Below are 22,916 nucleotides of genomic sequence, written 5' to 3'. Positions count from 1 at the left end.
CCCACCTCAAGGGCCTTCGTTGCTGTCGCCATAAATCCCTGCGTGGAAACTCTTGGTCCGAGGGGGGCCGTCCACTTGAGTGGCTTAACCAGACCTACGTGAAATCGGGTGAGGCCCAAACGGTAACAAGGACGACAACAACTGAGGGGAAGAGAGCGTGGCCCCGTTGAACGGCAAACTGGCCGTAGGGGCCAGCGCCGGGCACGGGAAGGCCGCCGCTGCTTCTCAGTCCGGTGCGGGCCGACTTCTCGAGTCGGGGTCAAGAGGTTCCAAATCCAGTGCGGCGGCGTCCAAGACCCACCGCAGATGGCAGCTCAGGGCTTCGAGGTTGGCCCGCGTTACGGTGGCCGCCACCATATCGAGCCGGTGGCTGAGCTGCCCCAAGTCCTGCAGGGCCCCCACCCGGACGCCCTGGGTTTCCCAGTCTTGGCCCAGTTCTGCGAGCAGCGACAGCGCCCAGCCGTGTTCTGCGGCCCCCCATGTGCTGGTGGCAGGCTGGGCCGCCAACGCCTGCCGGATGTCACCGAGCAGGCGCTGCACCAGCGGTTGTAAGGGAGGCCGCTCCTCCTTGAGGTGGATCACCATAGGGGAGGCAACTCCACTGGCGGCTGTCCCAAGGCCCAGAATCCTGTTGAAGTGTGGGGGCGGGCGATCTGCCAGCCTGGGCCAAATGTGGCGCTGCACAGGGCGTCTGCGTCAGTCAAGGTGGCTACGGCACCCACGTCTACAGCAGCCGTGGACTGAAAGGCGCGGCGGGGTGTCCAAGAAAACCAGCGCTGCGGACTGCCGTTGAGGCACCCCACCGACAACAGTTGAGCCGCTCCCTGCGTCTGGGCTGGAACCAAGAAGACTTCTGTCCCCCACAGGCCTTGGCGGCCTCCACTGTACGTCCACTGCTGCAGCTCCCCCAGGCCTCCCTCCAGATCAGCAGCAGGCCACATCCAGAACTGGTAGGTCAAGGTGGGCGTGGGAGCCACGATACCGCATGAGGGACAGTCGTCAAGGGCCTGCAGGACGGGAGTGGCCCGCTCTACGGACAACGCTTCCGGTAGGGCGCTGGTGCCGCAGGAGGCCAGCCAGAGGGGCAAAGCGAGCAACCACGGTGTCATGAGAAGTTTCATAAGACCAGTCTGCCGTAGGGTCAGGGAATCAGCAGGGAACGGCGTGGGTGGCGTTTCTGCGCTTGGTCAGAGCCCCTGAGCTGCCAAGGCCTGCTCAAAGGCGGGGTCAAGGGGCAGGCCGAATTCCCGGCGCAGCAGGGCGCGGTAGTCGCGCAGGGCCTGATCCGCCTCGCCCCGCAAGTTGAGACTCAGCAGGCTGCGGATCAGGCCTTGGTGGGCACGGTCTGACCAAGTTTCCAGCTGCAACACTTGGCGGTACACCCCGGCCGCTTGAACAGGAGCCGTACCCAGCAACTGCGCTCCCCAAGTCAGGCCCAGCTCTACGGCGCGGCGCAGGCAGCGGTGCCGCACCTCCTGCGCCCATTCAGTTTCGGTACCGGGCAAGAAGGTGCGGTGGTGGGCAGCAAAAACCTCTCCCAGTACCGCAGGATCAGGCATCAGACCGTCTGGCTGCGCGTCGAGCCTCACTTCCAAGTCTGCCGACAGACGGTAGCGGCCCTGAGCATACGGCAAGGGATCAAGGGCTGGCGGCAAGCCGGTACGCAGCGCGCTCCGCAGCCGCCGAATCGCGACGCGCAGATACTCAATGTGCCGCTCTTCGGCGGAGCCGTCCCAGAGAGCCGTGACCAGCTCATCGCGTGACCCCGAGCCGTGCAGCGCCAGCCACACCAGCAGTTCGCGGGATTTGGCCAGAGGAATCGCAACGGGTTGACCCAGAAGCCGCGCGGCACAGTCTCCCAGCGCCGTGATCTGCAGGGCGGGCAGGGGAGGCGCTGGAGGTGAAGTGGGGGGAGGCGGTGTCCCGATGGGCAGAGGCCGCAGGAGGCGGGCCAAGGGGCTGACCTCAGCTTCTTGACGCAGCGGATCGGCTGGAGCGGTGCACTGATGTGGCTGGCTGCCGAGCAGCGCCCACCAGCCGCGCAGCCTCAGTTCAGCATCCGGCCAGGCCCGCACCTCGTCTACCCCCGCAGCCAACGGCTCACCGAACAGGGCGCTTTGCAACACCTGCTGGTGGGCCACCTCCTGCGGGCTTTTTCCTGTTCCTAGGCGTCCGAACTGCAACCTCGCGTGCTCCAAGTTTCCTCCGGCCAGGAGCAGATCAATCCGGGCCAGGGGAAGGCCAGCATTGCCTGGATGCAACTGGCCCGCACGGGCATGGTCTTCTGCGAGGCCCAGGGCGTGATCTGCCGCAGCCAAGTCGCCCGCCCAGCGGGCCAGAGTGGCCTTGAGCAGCAACCGTTTGACCTGATAGACGTGATGTTCGTCGTCAAAGCAGCGTTCGGTTTCGTCCAGAGCGCTCTGAGCCTCGTGCGGCGCGCCGCGCCGGACAGCCAGCTCCGCCTCATCCAGCCGAATGGCGGCGGCCCGCACAGTCCACCCCAGCGTGTCGTAAACCGTGCGGGCCTGCCGCAAGGCCGATTGAGCGTCTTCCAGCTGCTGGGTGTGGCGCAACACTGCCGCCTGAAGTTGCAGGGCTTCGGCCACCCGGATCTGATCCCCTTGACTCCGTGCCCAGGCCAAAAAACGAGCGGCAGCGTCTTTGGCGACTTCTGACTGACCCTGACGCAGCGCGGCTTGGGCGAAAGGCCAGAACAAGGCGGGCACGACCTCATCCGGCCTTAACCCCGCCAGCCCGGCCTCAGCGTAGTGGTGCTGCAGGGCCGCGTCCCCCCGGCGTCCATAGACCATAGCCAGCGACGCATACCCCGTGGGTTCCAACTGCCCGCCCCGGTGCAGCGTGAGCAGCAATTCCTCGCCCCGGTCTGTATCACCCGTTTCGATGCAGGCCCACGCCAGCCGGGCCTGGAGGCCCGCACCCAATTGGTCTACAGGGAGCTGCTCAAGCAGTTGACGGGTGAGGCGGTGCTCACTGCGGTTGCGGTGCCCCTGGACGAGGTCGCCCGCCAAGCGCACCGCGTCAGCAAATTCGTGTGCCTGAGCGTAGAGTCTCACAGCCCGGCGGGTCTCTCCGGCGGCTTCGGCCCACTGGGCCGCCACCAGTCCAAAGCGGCGGGCCCGTCGGGGATCAGCGGTGAGTTCCCGCTCCAGCAGTTCGAGCAGCAAGCGGTGGGGCTGGTAGGTGTGCTGTCCGAGCGGCACCATCGGCAGTCCAGCCCGCTGCACCTGCGTCAACCACCCCGGAGGCAAAGCGCTGCCCAGACGCCCTGCCTCCGCTTCACTCCAGAGGCTAAGTACTGCTAGATCCGCCAAATGCGTCCGTATCCCGCCGGGCAACAGCTCTAGTGTGTCTTGAATCAAGTCCCGTGTGCCCACTTGTCGGTGGGTGCCGGCGGCGGCCAGAGCCACGCCCGCCGGCCAGCCTTCCAGCTGCGCCACTGCAGCGGCGGTGAGAGACACATTGCGGGCTTCGAGCAGACCACCCACCTCTTCAGTGGCAAACTTCAGATCTGCGGCGTCTAGGATCAGGCCCGTGCCGTCGGCCACACGCCGGGCCAGCCGCAAGCCGTCCGTGCTGTAACAGCTCAGCAGTAGGCGGTGGCCTTCGTCTAGCTGTCCCGCCAAACTGATCAGCCAGCGGGCCACTGTCACGTCATCGACGTGGTCGACGATCAGGTCGAGGTTCTCGTTGGTCTGCGAGAATGCCGCGCCCAACTGCTGCGCCAGCACGTCGTTGGGGGTGCGGGGATCAGGATGATGCAGTTCGGGGCGGTCTCCAATCAGGGGCAAGGCGGCCTGCGCGATCAGCCGCGCCACCTCATAGGGGCTGACCTGCGCTTCCCCGAGCCTGCACCACACCACGCGGCGCGGCGTACTGCGGGCGTACTGGGCCAGCAGGGTGGTTTTGCCGTACCCAGACGGCGCAGCCAGCACGATGATCGGCACGTCCAAGGTTTCGGCGAGTTGCGTCAGCAGGGCCGAGCGCGTCACCTCGAACCGCGCTGCACGGGGAATTACAGGAGGCTGCATGGATGCCGCCCAGTCTAGAGCAGCGCTGCCCGGCGCACCGACCAAAATCGCACGTCTTGAGGTACCCGTTCTGTCAGGGAACGCCAAGGGAAGCTCCTCTGGTTCCCTAGCTGTTCTAGGGCCGGGCTGCACACTCGGAACACGCCAAACAGCACTCCCCCTGAGGAGAACACGCTGGGCGTCCGGCCCCCTTCCCTCTGCCTACACACAAGGAGTCTCCTCTGCCGATCTTCGCCACCCGCTGAATGCCGCTGTCTACTGTTGCCCCCACATTGGGCGCTTGCAGCCCACAGCCGCGCCCGCTCCTGCTGCGGGATGCGCTGTGACTGGGCACCGCCTGAGCGCCCACAGGGTGCAGGAAGCCATCCGCTCTCCTCCAGTCGACACAACCTCGACTCCCGATGGGCATCGGCTGGCCCCCCTCCAGCCCTCGACAGCCACCGCAGCCCGCGCCCTTCCCACCTTGCCGCGGGTGGAAGTGACGTTCGTCAGGGGTGGGCGGATGAATTGAGATATGTCTTGCACCGGGCTTCACCCATGACATTGAGCCGCTGTTCAAACCCAATCCAAGTTCACAGATGGAAGCACCGGATGTCTGAGGCTTGCGCGGTGTTTGATCCTGAACCGCCTTCTCGCTTCTTGTCCAAGGAGTCATTATGAAGCACTTTAAGATCGGAGTCGCCCTCGCGTTGTCCCTCGCCCTCGCTTCTTGCGGCACCACACCGCTGGGCAGCGCGCCCGCTGAGAAAGGCGACGTCAGCCCACAGAATTTTCAGTGTCCTGAACCTTACCGAGTTGCTCAGCAGCGGCTGCCCTCCGACCCCTCCTGCCCTGATCCCGACCCCACCGATCCGGGCGTCGTCCTTTCCCCTGACACCAGAATTCTCGACGGGGCCGTGCAGTCCTACGATGACGCCAGCGGTATCTTGGTGGTGGCCGACACATTCGTTACGAGCGCCTACGCAGTGGGAAATATCGTGATTGGCGGCGTGACGCCGGGCACCCCAGTCGGCGTGCCCCCCCGGCGCGTGACGGGCATTTCTTCCTCTGGCAGCGACCTGATCCTCTCGACTCAGGCGGCGAGCCTGACGGACGCCGTTCAGGAAGGCCAGCTCACGTTCACGCAGGCCCTGACCGTCAGTGACATTGCCGAAGAAACCACAACCGACGTGGTTGCTTACGCGCTACAGGGCAAAAGCATGCTTAGTGCGCTGGCCGTAAGCTGCACCAAGGTCAACGGCAACATCTATTCCAAAGACTTCACCAAAGATCTGGGAAGCGTCAGCCGCCTCAATGGGTGCGCCCGAGTCGGCCTAGACACAACCCTCAACCTGAACATCAGCCGGTTCACGCTGCAGTCCTTTGAAGCGTCGGTGAAACTGTCCGAGGAGGCCCAACTTGAGTTGGAACTTGCCTCTTACTCCGACAACAAAGAATGGGAACTCGGCCGCATCCGCTTCAATCCCATCACAGCGTGGCTGGGACCAGTACCCATTGTCCTGACGCCGTACATCGCTTTCGCGGTCGGCATCAACGGCACCGTATCGGCCAACCTCAGTTACAAGATCACCCAAGATGTCAGTTACAAAGCAGGTGTTCAGTACGTCAACGGGTCACTCAGCCGAATCAATCAGAAAACCACGAACTTCACTGGTCCAGTGCCCACCATGAGCAATCCCGTGACCGGAACAGCCAAGGCGTACCTCGATGTCAAACCCGGACTGAATTTCTGGAGCACCGTCATCTTGGCGACGGCGGACGGCGACGTCACAGGGACGGTTCGTGGCTACGTCAAGGCGGATGTCAATACGGCGCGCAGTCCCGTCTGGCAGATCACCGCCGGGCCGCAGTTCTGCATCGGGTACAAGGCCAAGCTCGACGTCTTGTTCGGGATTATCAGCAACAGCTGGTCTGGAAACCAGTGCGGAAACGAACTCCGCTCATTCGAGTGGAACTCTGGTACTGGTAACGGCACGCAAACGCCCAGTCCATTTTCCACCTGGAATAGTGTCGTGCTGAATTTTACAGACGTCTACGGTGACATCGAGATTTACAAAACCGACCCTAGAACCGGCGTGGAGAGCCTCGTGGTGAGATTGGCTGGCAACAACACCTATGACATCACGCCTTACATCGACGCGTCGGATGACACCGACTTCAGAATCGGCAGTGTGTCCAAGAAACCCGGAACCTTTTCGAGTTACCAACGCTCCATCGATATGAACGTTCTGGGCAACAATGTGCTGATCTGGGACGGCCCCCGGCAGAGCTGCTCATCCTGCCACTCCGGGACGGTCTACAACTTCACCGTGAACAAGAGCCTGGCCACCTTCAAGCCCTGGTAGATCCTCTCCAATCAAGTCGGCCCTGAGCGGCCCAGCCTCAGTTGCTCTGGAGGCTGGGCCGCTCAGGGTATGAATGCTTTACGGTGATGTTGCCTTAACTGGGTCAGGAGAGGCTGATCCGCCGTGACCGACCCTAAGTCCTTCCGCCCACTCCTGCCCTCATGCCAATTAAGGCAACACAATCCATCTGACCACAAGCGGTCAATCCGAGGGTGGGGGCACTTCTGACCAAAAGGGAACGGGCAATCATGTCTATGCTGAAGGCCTGCCCGTGTGGTGGCGGGCGAGGGCCAAAACGCCGCGCTCCTTGAGCAGGTCGCCTCCCTGCTGCTCGGCCTCTGAGCAGTGGCGACCGGGTTTCAGTCAGCGCCGTGAAGCCCGCAGCTGCCTAAAAATACCTGATCTGCTCGGAGGGAGCTTTGCCCACGAGCAGAGTTCGTCCCAGTTCTGCATCGTAGCCGCCGACCACACCCTAGACCCCTGTCCTCTCTGCTGACGACGTCCGTGCGGGTTGACGGTGTTGTGGCCCCGGATGAACATGGCATTGGCAGGTGGCCCCTCCCGCGATTCACCAAAAATGACGGAGGGCGAGGGATTCAGTCCGCTGATCCGGCCTCTAAAAACTGGAGGAGCAACTGCGTGTAGAGATCTGGTTGTTCGCCCGCGACGTCATGCCCCGCCCCCGAGACCGCGACCAAGTGTGCAGCGGGAAGCACCAAGCTGTACTCCCGAGCCACCACCGCCCGAATAAAGTCACACTCTCCACGCAAGATCAGGGCGGGCACTGGAATGTGCCGCAGGACTGGACGTGGATCTGGAATCCGTTCGGCATCGCTAGAGGTGCGCTGGTTGGTGTAGTAGCCCGGCAGATTCGCATGGGCCTGCCCCAAGGGACTGCCCGAGCAACGTGCGGCAGGGAGGGCGGCCACTGCTGCCTGACGGAAATAGGTATCTGCTTCCGCGTCTCCCACCAAAGCGTGCGCCGCCGCTGGATTGATCTGCATCAGCACGCTCTGAACCAGCATTCTGGGCGTAAACAGAAGGCCCCGAAGACGCTGCCGCTGTGACGGAGTAAGGCGGTCGGCCAACGTGCCCTCTGAACCGTTTGGATAAGCCCCTTGCCAGAGGGGGGCCGGTGAAACAAAGATGACTCGCGCCACCCGGTGAGGATAGGCGGCCAGATAAGCGGCGGCCAGCGTTGCTCCCCATGAACGTCCCACCAAAATCAGCTGTGGAGCGCCCAACTTGCGGCGCACTGCTTCCAAGTCGCTGACCTGCCGCGCGACGGTGTACTGCGTGATGTCTGTCAGGCGGCTTGAACGGCCTGCCCCGATCTGGTCGTAGGCGTAGACGTCGAATCCGCTGGCATTCAGTGCTGAGGTGCCTTTTGGGGTGCCTTCGCCGGGCGTTCCCGGCCCACCATGCAAAAAAATCACTGGACTGGCAGATCGCCGCGCTGCCGACGGTACAGCCGCAGAAACGAAGTAGGCCAACTGTGAGCCGTCAGGCAGCAGCCAGTACCGCACCTGAGCAGGCGCAGGTTGAGGTGACAACGAGAGGAGCGGGCGAAAGACCTGAAGTCCCGCAGCTACACCAGCCAAGAGCAAAACGGTTGTGGCATACAGCAGGCTCCAAAAGAGAGGACGGGACAGGTCATGACGCCGCTTCAGCCCGCACCAAGTCAAGGCTGCCGTTCCTGTCCAGACCCCGGCTGCGCCCAAGCAGATCAGACCCGGAGGAGCTGAGATCAGCGCCGCTCCAGCAAAGAAGCTGAGCAGACCGAAGATGAGGCCACATACAGGGGCCAAGGCCAGCCAAACCATGCTCCATCGCTGGCGTGCCTGCTTGGTTTGTGCGGCAGGGATTTGAGGGCTGCTCGGGTAGTCAGATGGATAGGAGAGGGGCGCAGGTGGCATAGGCGGCAGTGTGCTGCACAGGCTACTTCAGCCGCACCCCACGCTGCGAAGTAGCCTGCTGACCCTGGCCCGCTACAGTACTGTGTGCCCCTCACCGCTCCCCAGCGTATTGACGACCCGCAAGTCGTCCGGCAGTTGCTTGATCCCCCTACCCTCACCTGTTTGGAACCGCTGTTGGGGCAAGCTCTCTCGGTCAGTGAAGTGGCGCGGCAGGTTGGTGCGGGCGTGCGGGCCGTGCATTACCGCCTGCAAATCCTCTTGGCCTGCGGCCTCGTGCAGGTGGTTCACGAAGAAAGACGCGCCGGACGTTCCATCAAAGTGTATCAAGCTGTAGCCGACGCCTTTTTTGTTCCTTTCTCAGCCACCGGACGTGAGGACGTCGAGGCGCTTTGGTTGTCCTTGACACTGCCCCTGTACGAGCAGTTGGTCCGCACCTTGGCCAACACCGCCCGCACTCAGGGCCATGATCCAGAGGTCTGGGGCGTGCATGTCCGCCTAGACCAAGCGGGCAATCTGGATTTGAATCTGGGGCCAGAACAGCCTTTGAGGGCTGCACCGACACCTTATACGCCAGCCACCCTGCTGGAATGGGAAGAGCTGCACCTCAGCACCGAACAAGCCCGCCGCCTGAAGACCGAACTCCAGGCGCTGCTGCATAAGTACGCCGCTGAGCGTGGGCCACACAGTTATCTGTTGGCGCTGGGCCTTGCCCCCCTGACTCCAGCAAGCGCAGATTGATCTGACCAACTTCACGGCTCTGGCACGTGCAGACAACCAAGCCACAAGACACTCGGCGGTGATGCCTCTTTGCCGCTTGCACTCCCGCTTAGGGCAGCACTAAACGGGTGAGGCTGTAGATTCCCGGTGGATCAAGGTAGTGGGAAAGGGCGCGGGCAAAGCTACGGGCCGGTGTTCGGCCAAGGCCACCAGAAGCTCAATGCCCACTGCACCCATCTGCTGCAGAGGCTGGCGCACGGTGGTCAGGGCAGGCCGGGCTGCCGCCGCCAGAGGCAGATCATCAAAGCCCACCACTGACAGGTCTTTTGGCACGTGCAGGCCGAGGTCTTGGGCCATATGAATCGCCCCCAGAGCCATCGCGTCACCAGATACGAACAGGGCTGTGGGTGGGTGAGGCAACTGCAACAACCTCTGAGCAGTCGCTGCCCCACTCTCTTTGGTGAAATCACCGTGCTGCACATACTCGGGCAAAAGCTGAAGCCCAGCCGAAGCCAAGCTCTCGCGGTAGCCTCGAAACCGCTCGTGGGCATCGTTGCGCTGTCCACTTTGAGCCGCCCCCGCCTCCGCGATCACGCTGGGTTCGGCCTGCAAACCGCTGATAAAGCCGATTCGGGTGTGACCCAAGCCCAAAAGATGCTGGATGGCGAGGCAGGCACCTCCGTAATTGTCGACCATACAGGGATACTCAGATGGCCCATCCACGCTGACAACATGGGGAGGCAGATGTGTTCTCAGCGGGTGACCCTCACTAGGTGGCTGAATCAGCAGTACCCCAGCAGAAAGCTGAGTCATGACGGAAAAATCCGCGCTGCCCGACATCATCACGATCAGGGCGTAGTCAAGGCGCTGCGCCGCGCCCACTGCTCCCTGCACCACTTCCGAAGCGTAAGGCTGGTTCATCTGAGGGGTCAAGACGCCGATAATGCGGTTTCGGCCTCCAGCCAACGTCCGGGCCATCGGGTTAACCCGGTAGCCGGTTTCGGCGATGGCATCGAGGACTCGCTGGCGGGTCGCGTCACGCACGCCCTGTTTGCCGTTGATTACGTTGGAGACGGTCATCGGAGAGACGCCCGCTCGCTGAGCGACGTCATCTAAGGTGAGAGCGGCAGGGGTAGTCTTAGGCAGCATATCGACTTGAGATCCTCTAAACTCGGAGTGTAGTATGAAGGTGCATTCACTTGTTTTTTCATAGTTTATAGCGCTACATTTGGGGTGTACAAACAATTCGATCTCCGACTTCCTGTCCTGCGGCTCTGGAGGAGGTTCTCCCCCCGATTTGCTCTGAATCCGGCAGTTCACACGTTCCAGAGGCGCTCTGCTCAGCAGAAATTATAGCGCTATATATTTTGTTGAACTCTGGCGACACCCGTCTCGCACGTGTTCACCGCCCCCCGCGTTTAGAGGGCGCTGGAGTGCCTTTTCTCCCTCTTCAGCCCACAGCACAAGACGGCACAGTTGCATCCCCTTGCGCCGAATCAGCCTGCCCTATCAGCTCTATTTCGGCTCAGTACCCCAGGAGAGTCATGAAGCAAGCTGCCCCGTTGGCCGCTCCCCTTTCGCCCCGTTTTGTCCACAGGCCTCTGCTGCTGCTGACCACTGTGACGCTGCTGCTCAGTGCCTGCGGTTCTCCGACGCCACCCGAGCAAGCCGTAGCGCTCAGCGGCCTCACCGCCGCTCAGAAAAGCGTGAACGGCGGCGCAGACCTCGGAACCCGCGTCACCGTGTTTGATCCGTCGATGCCCGTTGCCACGATTCAGGCGATACTGGATCAAACCTACATCAAGCAGGTGGACAACGAGATGGGCAGCGAACGGTACGCCTACTTGTTTAAACCCGGCACTTACGGCACTGCCGAACAGCCCCTTCAGATCAAGGTGGGCTATTACACCGACATCTCTGGTTTGGGTGCCTCGCCGCAGGATGTGGTCATCAACGGCAAGGTCGAGGTCTACAACCGTTGTCTCGGCGATGAAGGCACCAGCAATTGCCTCGCGCTGGTCAATTTCTGGCGCACGGTCTCCAATCTCACCGTTCAGATCAACGGTGCAGGGCAAGACGGCTGCCGTGCTTCAGCCAATTTTTGGGCCGTCTCGCAGGCGGTGTCTCTGCGCCGCGTCAACATTCAGGGCGGCAACCTGTCTCTGATGGACTACTGCACGGCAGGCCCGCAATTTGCCAGTGGCGGCTTTTTGGCCGACAGCAAAACTGGATTCATCATCAACGGGTCGCAGCAGCAGTGGATCACCCGCAACAGCAGCATCGGCGGGTGGTCAAATGCTGTTTGGAATCAGGTGTTTGCGGGGGTAGAGGGCGCACCGGACGACGCCTCGTTTCCCGATCCGGCGTACACCACGCTGGCCACCACCCCAGTCAGCCGCGAAAAGCCCTACCTGTATGTGGACGCGCGGGGCAGTTACCACGTGCGCGTGCCTTCGGCACAGACCAACAGCCGGGGCACCTCTTGGAGCGCCGGAATGACGCCGGGCCGCAGCCTGCCGCTCAGTGATTTTTTCGTTGCCACCCCAGCAGACTCGGTGCAGGCCATCAACAATCAGTTGGCGCGTGGCCGCCACCTGCTGCTGACGCCGGGCGTGTACAACGTGGCCCAAAGCATCTCCGTCAAACGGGCTGACACAGTGGTGCTGGGCATCGGACACGCCACCCTCACGGCGGTCGGTGGCTCGGTTCCCTTAACTGTGGCCGATGTGCCGGGCGTGATCATCGCTGGCGTGACGGTGGACGCAGGAACCATCACCTCTCCGGCGCTGCTGCAAGTGGGCAAGAAGCGTGGCAACACCGGGGGGCGCAAGGCTGATCCATCTGACCCCGTGACGCTCAGCGACGTGTATTTCCGAGTTGGCGGCCCCCATATCGGCAAGGCGGAGACTGCGCTAGAGGTCAACAGTGACCATGTGCTGATTGATCACACTTGGGTCTGGCGCGCCGATCACGGCATCGAAGGCTTTTCTGGCGATACGGAACGCTGGAAGACCAACACAGGCCGCAACGGGGTTGTGGTGAACGGCGATCATGTGACGGCCACCGGCCTGTTCGTCGAGCATTTTCAAGAGTACAACACCATCTGGAACGGCGAAAACGGCACAACAGTGCTGTACCAGAACGAGCTGCCCTACGATCCGCCCACCCAAGACAGTTGGATGAACGGCAGCGTCGAAGGCTGGGCAGGTTACAAGGTCGGAAGCCGAGTCAAGACCCATCAGTTGTTCGGGGGCGGAGTGTACGTGTTCAACCAAAACAAACCGTCTATTCACACCGAAAATGGTTTTGAAGTTCCGCAGACTCCCGGCGTCCAGCTGCGCCACATCATGACTGTAAACCTCAGCGCGGGAACAGTGGATCATGTGGTCAACGGTGTGGGTGCCGCCGCCGACACCACCAAAGTCGGTGTGCCCGTGTACGTCACCCAGTACCCATAGCCCTGAGAGCAAACCGGTGTACAACTGGAGCTGACGAAAGCATGGTGTTTCGTCAACTCCATGTTGATAGGGAGGTGTTCGGTAGGGTTGTGGCCAGTGTGTGTGTTGAGCCGAGCCATGTGGAGCCGGTTTCGTCACTCTCATTCAGGCTGACAAGTCTGTTGGCAAGGTCGATCTCTCAAAATCGTTCAACGCGTCCATCAAGGGCGGCCAATGATCACACCATGGTTCGGCAACAAGGTGCTGGGTGAAAGAACATAGTCAAGACCACTGGCAGAGCGAAGGCAAAGGCATCCAGCACGATGCGGACTACGGTGCCAAGCGCGGGCGGTAGTTGAAGGACTGACTGACTGGGGAAACGTTCCTCCATAGAGCAGTCCGGGGAGCGGGCTTACGGAACAACGTCAGTGTCTCGTTCTGTATTGCCTCTCCACCGTTATGCGCCGCGCTGACCCCTTGGTGTGCCGAAGCTAGGCAGATGCAGGGTGAACTGCACGGGTCGCCACACCACTACCCGTCGCCACCAGAGAAGGCCAGAGGGACGCTCCCGAACCAAGCGGGCAGTGGCCGCCTCTTCAAGGAACTTCGCGTGACGGTCATGGGCGGCCTGATAGCGTTCTTCTAAAAACATACGCACCTCCGCGGCAGGTCGTGTGACCAGCCGAAAACAGGGAAGACTTGAGGGAACGTGAGCGTCAGCCGCCGTGCAGTGCGCCTGAGAAGCCCATGATGACGAACGTGCTTTTCTTTGCGTTGGGGGCGTCGTCCTCTGGGGCAAGCTCCGTCAGAATTTGGTCGAGAGACGCTTGAACTTGCCGGTACTGCTCTGGGGTGAGGTGGACGGTGCGCAGCCGCATTGCGGGAGGGTGCGGCCCTTCAGAAACGTCGACAGGGGACTTGTTCGGCTCTTCCTGCCCGATACCGTCAAGGTGTACGGTGAACTGTGAACCGTCGCCCACCGGGGTGTGCGGGTTATGCCGGGCCTGCCATTCCAAGATGGCGTGCGCGTAGGCGTTCGTGATATCCCGCATGACCGGCTCGATCAGCGTAAGGGGCTCATTAAGCCGGACGAGTGCGCGCGGCACATGGAACGTGTGGGCGACCACTTGGTACAAAACGCGTTTGCCTTGATGTCCAGAGACGCGCAACAGGCCCGTATCGGTGAGCTTACGGACGTGGTAGGCGACGCGGTTGGCGGGTTCTGCGAGGGCGTGTGCAGCTTGGCTGGACGTGCTGGGGTGCATGAACTGTTCCAACAGCCGTGCTCCGTAAGTGAAGTCCAGCAGCGCTTGGGCCTGTGCAGGTGTCCTCACGTGGAAGGCGGGGGGCTGAGGAACGGTCATACCTGTATTGTGCGGCCCTCAAATTTCAATTGAAACCCGAACTTCTGAAAAACCCACCAACCCGAGGTTGCCGCGCTTATCCGTCTCCACCTTGCTGCACATGACTTGAGCGGTAGTGCTCTCTAGGGGTCAACAGTTGCGAGTAACTGGAGGAATGCCGGCCTAGACGAATATTTGTGTCGAGGCCGCCTTGAGAGAAGGACGCCAAGGTCATCCAGACCCAGCCTGAACACGTTTTTGGCGCTGTAGCCGTGCTTCAAGGACTTCGGTGGGGATTTCTTGGCTACCAAATCCCCACTGACACAGCGCCAGATGAAGGCGAGTGCCACCACGCCGAACTGGAAGTGGTCTCGCTCGCAACTTTCCAGCACCTGAACGTCATCGCTGTGGCAGCGGGCATTGAATTCACTCCAGCGGGTGGCTGCAGCCGGTTGGAGGTGTAGGGAATAATCTGAGACTCGGCGCTGGTGGTCGCGTTGGGCCATTCAGAGTGTCAGCAGGGACTGAACGAGCTGTCCAAAGCCTGTCACTTCCTTGGGCTTCTCAACATAGGCCACCGCGCCGTGATCCAAGATGGCCTGCACCTCGGCGGGATGGGCATGACTGCTCCAGCACACCACCTGCACGGGCACCGAAGCCTGCAGGCGCAACTGCATTAAGATTTCCAGCCCAGTCTGTCCCGGCAGATGCAAATCCAAGACCACAACCTGTGGGGGGTCGGGGGACTGACAGTACGCCACTCCACTGGCCCCATCGGACACCGCTTGCACCTCCACGCCCGGCGCATGGTCTTCAAACGCCAGCCCCAAGAGCAGCGCATCTTCCACGCAGTCCTCAATGATCAAGACCCGGCGCACCACCGCTGCTGCGGTCATGAGTCCTGCTTCTGGGCGGCCATCCACATGCGGTCTAGCTTAGCGGCAAGCGACCATTGCAGCACTTCACACAGAGCTCATCTCTGGCCAAGTGGTGAGGCGGGCCCGAAGCCAGACCCCGATGAATTTCTCAAGTTGTCCCACGGTGGTCTGAACCCCCCCCAGGTTTGCTACACGCCTATCGTCAGGATGCGGCAGTCGTCTTGATCAGCAGGAGCTGTCCGGCAAGGCAGGCTTACTTCGTCGGTACACCGTGTTGGCCCTCTGGGATTACCTCCGGGACAATGGCTCACCTCATTCACTCGCCCCCCTGCTCTTCTGTTCCTCGGTTCCAGAGGTGCTGCTGCACGACCTGTAAGGCCTCCTGCCACTGGAGGCGTTGGCCGAGGCGCGGCCTTGCAGTGCTGGCACGCACCACCAACCCAGGCCGAGTCAGGGTCACGCGGGTGGGTTCTGGGCCGTCCAAGAGGGCCTTGAGGTGGTGAAACGCTTTCTGTCCGAGGGTGGGGAAGTCCTGCCGGATGGTGGTCAGCGGCGGAATCAGCAGCGCACTTTCGGCGGTGTCGTCGTAGCCGATGACCGACACGTCGCCGGGGACGTTGAGACCGCGCTCCCACAAGGCCCGCAGCACACCGACCGCCATCTGATCGTTCCCAACCAACACCGCCGTAAATGGTATGCCAGAGGCCAACAGCGCGACTGCGGCGGCATACCCGCTGGCCGGACTCCAATCGCCTTCTTGCTGGGCCACCAACGCCAAGCTTCGATCTTTCAACACGTCTCCCCACCCCTGCAGGCGTGAATGTTCAGCCACCGCGTTTTGTGGCCCATGGACGCAAGCGATCCGGGTGTGGCCCAACTCCAGCAGATGCCGGGCCGCCAAAGCTGCGCCGTGATATTGATCGAGCAGCGCCGCATTCACGGGCGAATCCGGCGGAACATCCAAGAAGACAGACGGCACATCGGCAAATCGGCGCGAGACTTCGGCGGCGTCCTTGCTGCTCAGAGAGGCGTTGATCAGCACGCCGTCCACCTGCCGCTCCTTGAGGGCGCGAACGGCCTGAGTCACGCTGGCGAGGCCGTAGCCCGGCACAATAGACACGATCAAGCTGAAGCCGGATTCCCTGGCCGCCCGCTCTATGCCAGACGTGAGCTGGGAAGGCGCGTGCAGAGAAATATCGTTGGTGGCAAAGCCGATGGACTGACTGCGCTGCCGGGCCAAGCCCTGCGCCAAACGGTTGGGCACATAGTTCAACTGTCCGACAGCGTCCATCACGCGGGCGCGGGTGCGGGCCGACACCTGCCCCTGCGTATTGACCACGCGGGAGACGGTCTGCTGCGACACGCCTGCAAGGTGCGCGACGTCAGCCAAGGTCGCCGTCTTCTCGCCTGTCTTCATTGGAGATCCCCCATATTGTTAAGGCTAACATAGGAATGTGTATGGGCGAGGCACGCCTGTTTCAATCGGAGAAAGAGTGGTTGTCTTCCTCTAGAGAAGCTCAGCCGAGCTTCTCTAGAGGATCAGGATTTGCCGTCTAGGCAGCATTCCCTTAGAAAGCCCTAAGCATGCAATAGGCTGCCCCAAAGATACCGGACATCGAAACGTAATCTGGCACGCAAGTGTTAGCCTTAACATCTTTTACTGTTTGCGCTATCAATCTCTGTCCAGACTGACCTGTTCAGTCACTTCCAACGCGGCAACTGTGCCGTGTGTTCCTCCACGCCGTCCTGCGGCTTCAACCTGGGTTGAGACCCTGTTCTCAGAGGTATGTATGCTCCCATTTCAAACCACTCACCTTGAACTCGGCGTTTGCGATTATCCGGAACATGTGCCGGAAAACCGCTGGGCGGACCACGCGGCGACGCAGAAAGCGCTGGGCCTGCGGTATGTACGGATCGCGGAATTTGCCTGGAGCCGGATGGAACCGCAGCCAGGACAGTACGACTGGGCGTGGCTTGACCGGGCCATCGACATCTACGCGGCAGCGGGCCTGGAGGTGCTGCTGTGTACGCCCACCGCCGCGCCACCCGCCTGGTTGGTGGCCCAGCATCCTGAAATCTTGCCACACGGCCGCACCGGACAGGTCAAAACCTTTGGGTCGCGGCGACACTGCGACTTGTCCAGCCCGGTCTACCGCGAGTGTTCACGCCAGATCACGCAGGCCATGGCAGAGCGGTATGGGCAGCATCCGGCCGTCGTGGGATGGCAAACCGACAATGAATTCGGCTGGGGGGATACCGCCCAGAGCTACAGTCCCGCTGCATTAAAGGGGTTTCACGGGTGGCTGGAAGAGCGTTACGGCACGCTGGACACGCTGAACGAGGCATGGGGCAACGTGTTCTGGAGTATGGAATACGCTGACTGGACTCAGATTCCGTTGCCGCACCAGGCGGTGTCTGAGGTCAATCCGGCACACGCGCTGGATTTCCTGCGCTTTTCCAGCGACCAGATCGTGCAGTTTCAGGCTGAACAGGTCGCTCTTTTACGCCAGCTCTCCCCAGGCCGCTTCATCACGCACAATTTCATGGGCTTTTTCAGCGGCTTCGATCATTACCGCGTGACTGCGGGCCTCGATTTTGCCAGTTGGGACAGCTATCCCACCGGCACCCTGCAAGCCGTGCATGAATGGAAACTAACCGACCCGCAGCTGGCGCATGAGTTCGTCCGCACAGGGCATCCAGATCTGACGGGGTTCAACCATGATCTGTACCGGGGAATGCTGGGTGGGCCAGTAAAAAATGATGTGCCTTCCAACTCTGCTGTCACCGCACAGGCCAATAAATCTGCCCCACCACTCTCCACTCACCCCTCACGCGGTTTTTGGGTAATGGAACAGCAGTGTGGTCAGGTCAATTGGGCTTCCTCCAACCCGTTGCCAGCGGGCGGCGCGGTACAGCTTTGGACAGCCCAAGCGTGGGCACACGGGGCCGATGTGGTGTCCTATTTCCGCTGGCGTGCCGCGACGATGGCTCAAGAAGTCATGCACTCCGGCCTGTTGCGGCATGGCGGGCGGCCAGACCGGGGGTACGCCGAGGTCGAGGCGCTGAAGCTGAAAGAGTTTTCTTTGGGCAATGTCCAGAACAAAGTGGCGCTGCTGCACGACTACGAGAGCTTGTGGCTCTACAACTTGCAGCCGCACGCCGAAGGACTGAATTACTGGGCACAGGCGTTCGCGTATTACCGCGCCCTGCGTGCCCTGGGCGTAGACGTAGACATCATTCACCCGGACAGCGACCTGACTGGGTACGCGCTTGTGGTGGCCCCGGCCCTCACGCTGATGACCCCCGACCGTGCCCGCCACTTGGAAGCCGCCGCCCAGCAGTGCCGGCTGGTGTTCGGGCCGCGCACCGCCTTCCGCACCGCGTCGGGGCGCACACCAGAAACGGGGCAGTTTGGCGACTTGGGAAGTGTGGTGGGCGCAGCCCTGCTGCATTACGACAGCTTGTATCCGGGCATGGGCCAAGACATTACGGCAGGTGCAGGACGGGCACATACGGGGCCAAACCATCGCGCCGACCTGTGGGCCGAAAGCTACGAGCTGGAGGGCGCAGACGCCCTGTACCGCTACCGGGGCGGCCCACTGGACGGGGAGGCCGCCGTGATCCGGTACGGCAACGTGACCGTCATCGGTGCGCACAGCGAATCACTGATTTCAGAGGTCTTGAGAGACCTGCTGACCGGCGCGGGCCTGAGTCCTCTACCGCTTCCAGAGGGTGTGCGGCTCTCGCGGCGCGGGGGCATCACCCTGCTTCAGAACTGGAATACACACCCTGTCCACTGGCAGGGGCAAGAGTTGGCCCCGGTCAGCACCCGCTTTCTGACACCTTCGGAGGTGCTGTGATCAACACTCTTATTTCCCGCACGGCCTGCCTTACGCTCACGGGTCTGCTGACGCTGACGCTCAACGCCTGCGCTTCTGAGCCGTCCAGCACTGCGCCCGCTGCCGCACTCGCTCCGCAGGCCACCTTGCCCAGCGAATGGATTAGGGGAGTTGACGTGTCGGAGGCGCGGGGGGCGGAGGCGGCGGGCGTAACCTTCAAAGACCGCAACGGCGCGGTCAAGCCCGCCCTACAACTGGTTACAGACCACCAGTACAACTGGATTCGTATTCGGCTGATGGTAGACCCAGACGGCACCTACGGCCTACTACAAGACCTGCCCTATGTCAAAGCGGTCATGAAAGACGCCAAGGGGCGCGGCCTGAAGGTGCTGCTTGACCTGCACTATTCGCACTGGTGGGCTGATCCCGGCAACCAGTGGACTCCAGCGCGGTGGGCCGGGCAAGACGTCAATGCGCTCTCCAGTTCCGTGTACGCCTACACCAAAGACGTGATCAGCCAACTCCGCGCTCAGGGCACCGCGCCCGACATGGTGCAGATCGGCAACGAGATTAACGGCGGCCTGCTCTGGGAAGCTGGACGAATCGCCAATATGGCGAACTTCGTGAAGCTCAGCAATGCGGGCGCGACAGCGGTACGGGACGCGAGCGGCGGCAACGCCAGCATGCCCCCGATCATGGTGCACATTGCCAAAACGGAGGGCGCGGCCCAGACGGTGGCGTGGTACCGGGCCTTTATTGCGGCGGGCGGGTGGGTAGACGCCATCGGCCTGTCGTATTACCCCATGTGGCACGGCGACTTTGCCAACCTCAGCAGCACGGTGTCGGCCCTGCGTTCCAACTTTTCTTGGGCCAAGGTGTATCTGGCCGAAACCGCCTTTTATTGGGAGACCAATCAGGTTGGCTACAGCGGCCTGCCCTATCCCCAGACCCAACAAGGGCAGTCCGATTACCTCAAAGCCCTGACGCCAGTCGTCAGAAACGCGGGCGGCAGCGGCATTTTCTACTGGGGCGCGTTCTGGTCACAGAGTCCGCGCTGGCTCAAGGCTCCCGGCTGGACAGATGACGACGCTTCCCGCCGCTCCCTGTTCGACGATCAAGGCCGCGCCACTCTGGCCATCGACGGCCTGAACTGACTCCAACCCCCTCCAATCCCGCCCCACCACCGGAACTTTTCCGGGTTTCATACTCAAGGAGAACACCATGAACAAAGTCTTGCTGCTGCTGTCGTTGACCCTCGCCGCGAGTGCCAGTGCCGCGCCCCTCACCGTATGGAGCCACTTTACGGACGCCGCCGAAGTGTCCTGGTTGCAGACGCAGGCCGCCGCGTATACCAAGGCCAGCGGCAACAAGGTCACCATCGTCAGCGTGCCCCTCGACCAAATTCCCGACAAGTTGATTCAGGGTGCGCCCAAAGGTCAGGGGCCAGATCTGATCGTGACCCTGCCGCAAGACCGTTTTGGGCAACTGGCTGCGTCGGGCGTGGTGGAGCCGCTTGACCGCTACATTCTCTCGACCTCAGACACTGACCGAACCGCCCTGAGCGCCATGACCTACCGGGGCAAAGTGTTCGGTTTTCCGATGTTTGCTGAGTCGATGGCGCTGATCTACAACAAAGCGCTGGTGCCCACGCCGCCCACCACTTGGAATGAATTTATCTCGGTGGCCCAGAAGAATACGGGGAACGGCAAGTTCGGCTTCTTGGTAGATCTCACCAACGCGTACGCCAACTACGGCATCTTCAGCGCTTACGGCAGTTACATCTTTAAAAACAATGCCGGAACCCTGAACGTGAAAGACGTGGGGGTCGGCAATGCGGGGGCGCTGAAGGCCGTGACTCTCCTAAACGATCTGCGCTACAAGTACAAGCTCGTGCCCGAAGGCGTGTCAAACGACGTCGTCAAAAGCGCGTTTGTGGATGGCCGCGCCGCCATGATCATCACCGGGCCTTGGGACATGGGCGACATCAAAAAAGCGGGGATTCAGTACGGCATCACCACCTTGCCGACCCCTCCCGGAGCCACCGCCAAGTGGTCGCCGTTTGTAGGCGTGCAGGGCGTGGTGCTCAACGCGTACGGCAAGAACAAGAATGCCTCGGCGCAGTTTGCCAAACTGCTGATCACCAGCACGTCGCAGGTGTCGTTCAATCAGGCCGGTGGGCGCATTCCGGTCAGTCTGGCCGCCCGCACCAAGCTGAAGGCAGACCCGGTGGTGACGGGGTTCGGCAAGGCGATTTCGGCAGGCACGCCCATGCCGAACGTGCCGCAAATGGGATCGGTGTGGGGGCCGTGGGGGAGCGCCGTCAGCCAGAGCGTCCAGAAACCCAATCCCAACTACGCCTCCATTTTGGACGGAGCTTTGAAGGAAATTAACAGCAGCATCAAGTAGAAAGGGTTTTGGGGGGATGGAGTGCCCCCCCAAAACTGGACGACGTGAAGTGGAGACGAAGGCTCGTCATTCCAGCCGTGCAGGGTCAGGCTGGAACGCGAGGAAACGTCATCGACCATCAGCAGTTCACGAAAGAGCAAATGATCAAGTTACTCCAAGAGGCTAGGAGAGGCGGGCAGCCCACCCTAGAGTGATGCTGGGATTTTGGGTGCAGTCCAGTTTTCAATGACAACTCTGTTTTCCCCTAGCCCTGCGGATCAGGTGGCGGCCCAAACTCAGCTGGATCAATTGGAGGCTCAAGCTGGACAAGTGCCCACGCCCCTTACCGATGTGTTGGAAAGCTTCCTCGGTCAATTGATCTCCGGCAAGGCCGTGCAAGTGGTCACCCTTGGACCTGAGACCGGTACACAACAGGAGGCCGAACTTCTTCAAGTCGTACGGATTCCGATTAAAAGCCGTGCATTTTGGTTGTTCATCCGACTGAAGGGAAAAGGAAACAGTACGGACTGAAGGGAGGTGGACGGACAGGCGGCGGCAATACTGATGAGCAGGGCCGACTGTACGGGAATCAGACGGAATCCGTACAACACCCAGCAGGCGAACTTCTCCCACCTCTCTGACAGAGGTTTCTTTCGCTGTCGTGCGGGTGTCTGGTGCTTCGTCCGACGTTCAGGGTTGCTTGAGAATTTCACCCCGGAACCACTCGGTAAACGACGGCGTGTTCTGGGTGGTGATGACGACCATGACTTTGCCGACCCAGCGGGAGTCTTGTACCTCGCTCAGCAGACAGGCGGCCAGATCGGCACGGGCGGTGAAGCGGCCACTCAGCGCGTTTTCGGCGGTCTGGTAAGCCGTGACCGTCTTGCCCGTAAACAGACCGGAGGGCCGGACAATCGTCCAGTCCAGACCGCTGCCCCGCACCAGCGTCTCCATGCGGCGCATGTCCTGATAGGTGGTGCGGCCGATGGTCTTAGAGACCAGCGACACCCCGACACGGTTGATCCAGCCCGCCTGCGGATCGTTTGCCGGAAAGGTAGTGGTAGAGCTGACACACAGCAACCGCCGAATCCCCCGGCGCTGCATGGCCGCAACCACATGGCCGGTGCCTGTGGAGTACACCTCGATGGGCTGACGGCTGTAGGGAACGCCGAGCGACGAGATCACTGCGTCGGAACCGGCCACCGCTCGGTCAACGGCATCTGCGTCGAAGACGTCTGCGCCCGTGACTTCCAGTTCCGGCCCAAGGGCTGGAAAAGCCTCTGGCTGACGGGTCACCGCCCGCACGGTATGACCGAGGGCCAGGGCTTGCTGAACCACCAAGCGCCCACTTGGTCCATTTGCTCCGAAGACGGTCAAGCGCATACGAGTTCCATACTATCAAAATACTACGGAATCCATATTATATGAAATGCGTAAAAGATGAAGGCCGGTATACTGTGGTGATGAATGCAGCTCGTGTCGCCCCGGAGACCGCGCCGGAAGCCTTGCCCGACACCCTGCTCACGATGTTGCAAGACTTACGCCTCACTCTCTCCGTGCTCAATCGCTCGGTGGGACAACACTTCTCGGTCAATGAAGTCGACCTCGATTGCTTGGATATTCTGTCCCGGCACGGCCCCCATGCTCCAAGCCAACTCGCGCAGCGCATGGGCCTGCATCTGGCGACCATGACCGGTGTCCTTGACCGGCTAGAACGGGGCGGGTGGGTCGTGCGGGAACGCAGCCTCAGTGACCGCCGCCGCGTGCTGGTGCGGGCCGACCCGGTTCAGAGTCAGCGTATCACCGAGCACTACGCCCATGCCGCTCAGGAACTGCGTGAGCTGTGCGCCGTGTATCCAGAACCAGACCTGCGCGTGGTCATCGACTTTCTGCGCCGCGTCACTGGAGTGCAGGTGCGTCCGACCGAAAAGGAAACAGCTCAAGCGGTTGGCCCTGAACGTGACGAATAGGAGCGGGAGAATAAGGGTACAACCGAAGCGGCATCCT

General features: G+C 61.6%; 18 protein-coding genes. 8 read left to right on the top strand and 10 right to left on the bottom strand.

The features are described from left to right. Positions 1-225: 225 nt before the first annotated feature. From E7T06_RS08610 to E7T06_RS08600, 3 genes are all read right to left on the bottom strand, one after another. Positions 226-585, bottom strand: a complete 360-nt coding sequence (locus E7T06_RS08610; RefSeq protein WP_136365428.1) for a hypothetical protein — start codon at positions 583-585, stop codon at positions 226-228. Continuing rightward, a complete protein-coding gene (locus tag E7T06_RS08605) occupies positions 579-1,121 on the bottom strand; it encodes a hypothetical protein (RefSeq protein WP_136365427.1) in 543 nt (180 codons plus the stop codon). Before E7T06_RS08605 ends, E7T06_RS08610 begins: the two co-directional genes overlap by 7 nt. Before the next feature lie 66 nt (positions 1,122-1,187). After that, a complete protein-coding gene (locus E7T06_RS08600) occupies positions 1,188-4,049 on the bottom strand; it encodes a hypothetical protein (protein WP_136365426.1) in 2,862 nt (953 codons plus the stop codon). A 656-nt stretch (positions 4,050-4,705) separates the two neighbouring features. Between E7T06_RS08600 and E7T06_RS08595 the strand changes: the two genes are divergently transcribed. Further along, positions 4,706-6,394, top strand: coding sequence for a hypothetical protein (locus E7T06_RS08595; protein WP_136365425.1), 1,689 nt, complete (start codon positions 4,706-4,708; stop codon positions 6,392-6,394). Between the two features lie 596 nt (positions 6,395-6,990). Here the strand turns inward: E7T06_RS08595 and E7T06_RS08590 are convergent. Continuing rightward, positions 6,991-8,217, bottom strand: a complete 1,227-nt coding sequence (locus E7T06_RS08590; RefSeq protein WP_168733440.1) for an alpha/beta hydrolase — start codon at positions 8,215-8,217, stop codon at positions 6,991-6,993. Between the two features lie 177 nt (positions 8,218-8,394). Between E7T06_RS08590 and E7T06_RS08585 the strand changes: the two genes are divergently transcribed. Then, entirely contained in the window at positions 8,395-9,048 is a 654-nt protein-coding gene (locus E7T06_RS08585; protein WP_136365423.1) for a hypothetical protein, read from the top strand. A gap of 99 nt (positions 9,049-9,147) precedes the next feature. Here E7T06_RS08585 and E7T06_RS08580 read toward each other — a convergent pair whose 3' ends face one another. After that, entirely contained in the window at positions 9,148-10,176 is a 1,029-nt protein-coding gene (locus E7T06_RS08580; RefSeq protein ID WP_136365422.1) for a LacI family DNA-binding transcriptional regulator, read from the bottom strand. Between the two features lie 395 nt (positions 10,177-10,571). Here E7T06_RS08580 and E7T06_RS08575 point away from each other — a divergent pair, with 395 nt between their 5' ends. Beyond that, positions 10,572-12,485 carry an adenylyl cyclase gene (locus E7T06_RS08575; protein WP_136365421.1) on the top strand — a complete coding sequence of 638 codons (1,914 nt, stop codon included), beginning with the start codon at positions 10,572-10,574 and terminating at the stop codon, positions 12,483-12,485. Between the two features lie 436 nt (positions 12,486-12,921). Here E7T06_RS08575 and E7T06_RS08570 read toward each other — a convergent pair whose 3' ends face one another. From E7T06_RS08570 to E7T06_RS08555, 4 genes are all read right to left on the bottom strand, one after another. After that, a complete protein-coding gene (locus E7T06_RS08570) occupies positions 12,922-13,116 on the bottom strand; it encodes a hypothetical protein (RefSeq protein ID WP_136365420.1) in 195 nt (64 codons plus the stop codon). Between the two features lie 64 nt (positions 13,117-13,180). Next, on the bottom strand, positions 13,181-13,828 hold the full coding sequence (locus E7T06_RS08565) for a helix-turn-helix transcriptional regulator (protein WP_136365419.1): 648 nt from the start codon (positions 13,826-13,828) through the stop codon (positions 13,181-13,183). Between the two features lie 485 nt (positions 13,829-14,313). Further along, the gene (locus E7T06_RS08560; RefSeq protein WP_136365418.1) at positions 14,314-14,703 is read right to left on the bottom strand and encodes a response regulator; all 390 of its coding nucleotides are present in this window, start codon (positions 14,701-14,703) and stop codon (positions 14,314-14,316) included. A gap of 298 nt (positions 14,704-15,001) precedes the next feature. Further along, positions 15,002-16,102 (bottom strand): LacI family DNA-binding transcriptional regulator, encoded by a 1,101-nt coding sequence (locus E7T06_RS08555; protein ID WP_136365417.1) that lies wholly within the window; start codon positions 16,100-16,102, stop codon positions 15,002-15,004. Positions 16,103-16,475: 373 nt separating this feature from the next. Between E7T06_RS08555 and E7T06_RS08550 the strand changes: the two genes are divergently transcribed. The 4 genes from E7T06_RS08550 (at position 16,476) to E7T06_RS08535 (ending at position 21,440) form a co-directional block, all read left to right on the top strand. Next, entirely contained in the window at positions 16,476-18,545 is a 2,070-nt protein-coding gene (locus E7T06_RS08550) for a beta-galactosidase (RefSeq protein ID WP_136365416.1), read from the top strand. Beyond that, complete coding sequence (locus tag E7T06_RS08545; protein WP_240740924.1) at positions 18,542-19,678, top strand: glycosyl hydrolase 53 family protein; 1,137 nt, start codon at positions 18,542-18,544, stop codon at positions 19,676-19,678. Before E7T06_RS08550 ends, E7T06_RS08545 begins: the two co-directional genes overlap by 4 nt. A gap of 67 nt (positions 19,679-19,745) precedes the next feature. Beyond that, complete coding sequence (locus tag E7T06_RS08540; protein WP_136365415.1) at positions 19,746-20,930, top strand: maltose ABC transporter substrate-binding protein; 1,185 nt, start codon at positions 19,746-19,748, stop codon at positions 20,928-20,930. A gap of 225 nt (positions 20,931-21,155) precedes the next feature. Next, entirely contained in the window at positions 21,156-21,440 is a 285-nt protein-coding gene (locus E7T06_RS08535; protein WP_136365414.1) for a hypothetical protein, read from the top strand. Between the two features lie 159 nt (positions 21,441-21,599). On the opposite strand, the gene E7T06_RS08530 is transcribed toward E7T06_RS08535, so the two are convergent. After that, on the bottom strand, positions 21,600-22,292 hold the full coding sequence (locus tag E7T06_RS08530; protein ID WP_136365413.1) for an SDR family oxidoreductase: 693 nt from the start codon (positions 22,290-22,292) through the stop codon (positions 21,600-21,602). Positions 22,293-22,372: 80 nt separating this feature from the next. Here E7T06_RS08530 and E7T06_RS08525 point away from each other — a divergent pair, with 80 nt between their 5' ends. Beyond that, positions 22,373-22,879: a MarR family transcriptional regulator gene (locus E7T06_RS08525; RefSeq protein ID WP_205750862.1), complete on the top strand. Its 507-nt coding sequence runs from the start codon at positions 22,373-22,375 to the stop codon at positions 22,877-22,879. Positions 22,880-22,916: the final 37 nt, after the last annotated feature.

Origin of the sequence: Deinococcus sp. Arct2-2, assembly GCF_004801315.1 — a bacterium.
In the GTDB taxonomy this organism is placed as follows: Bacteria; Deinococcota; Deinococci; order Deinococcales; family Deinococcaceae; genus Deinococcus.
This window is presented reverse-complemented; position numbering and strand designations above follow the sequence as displayed.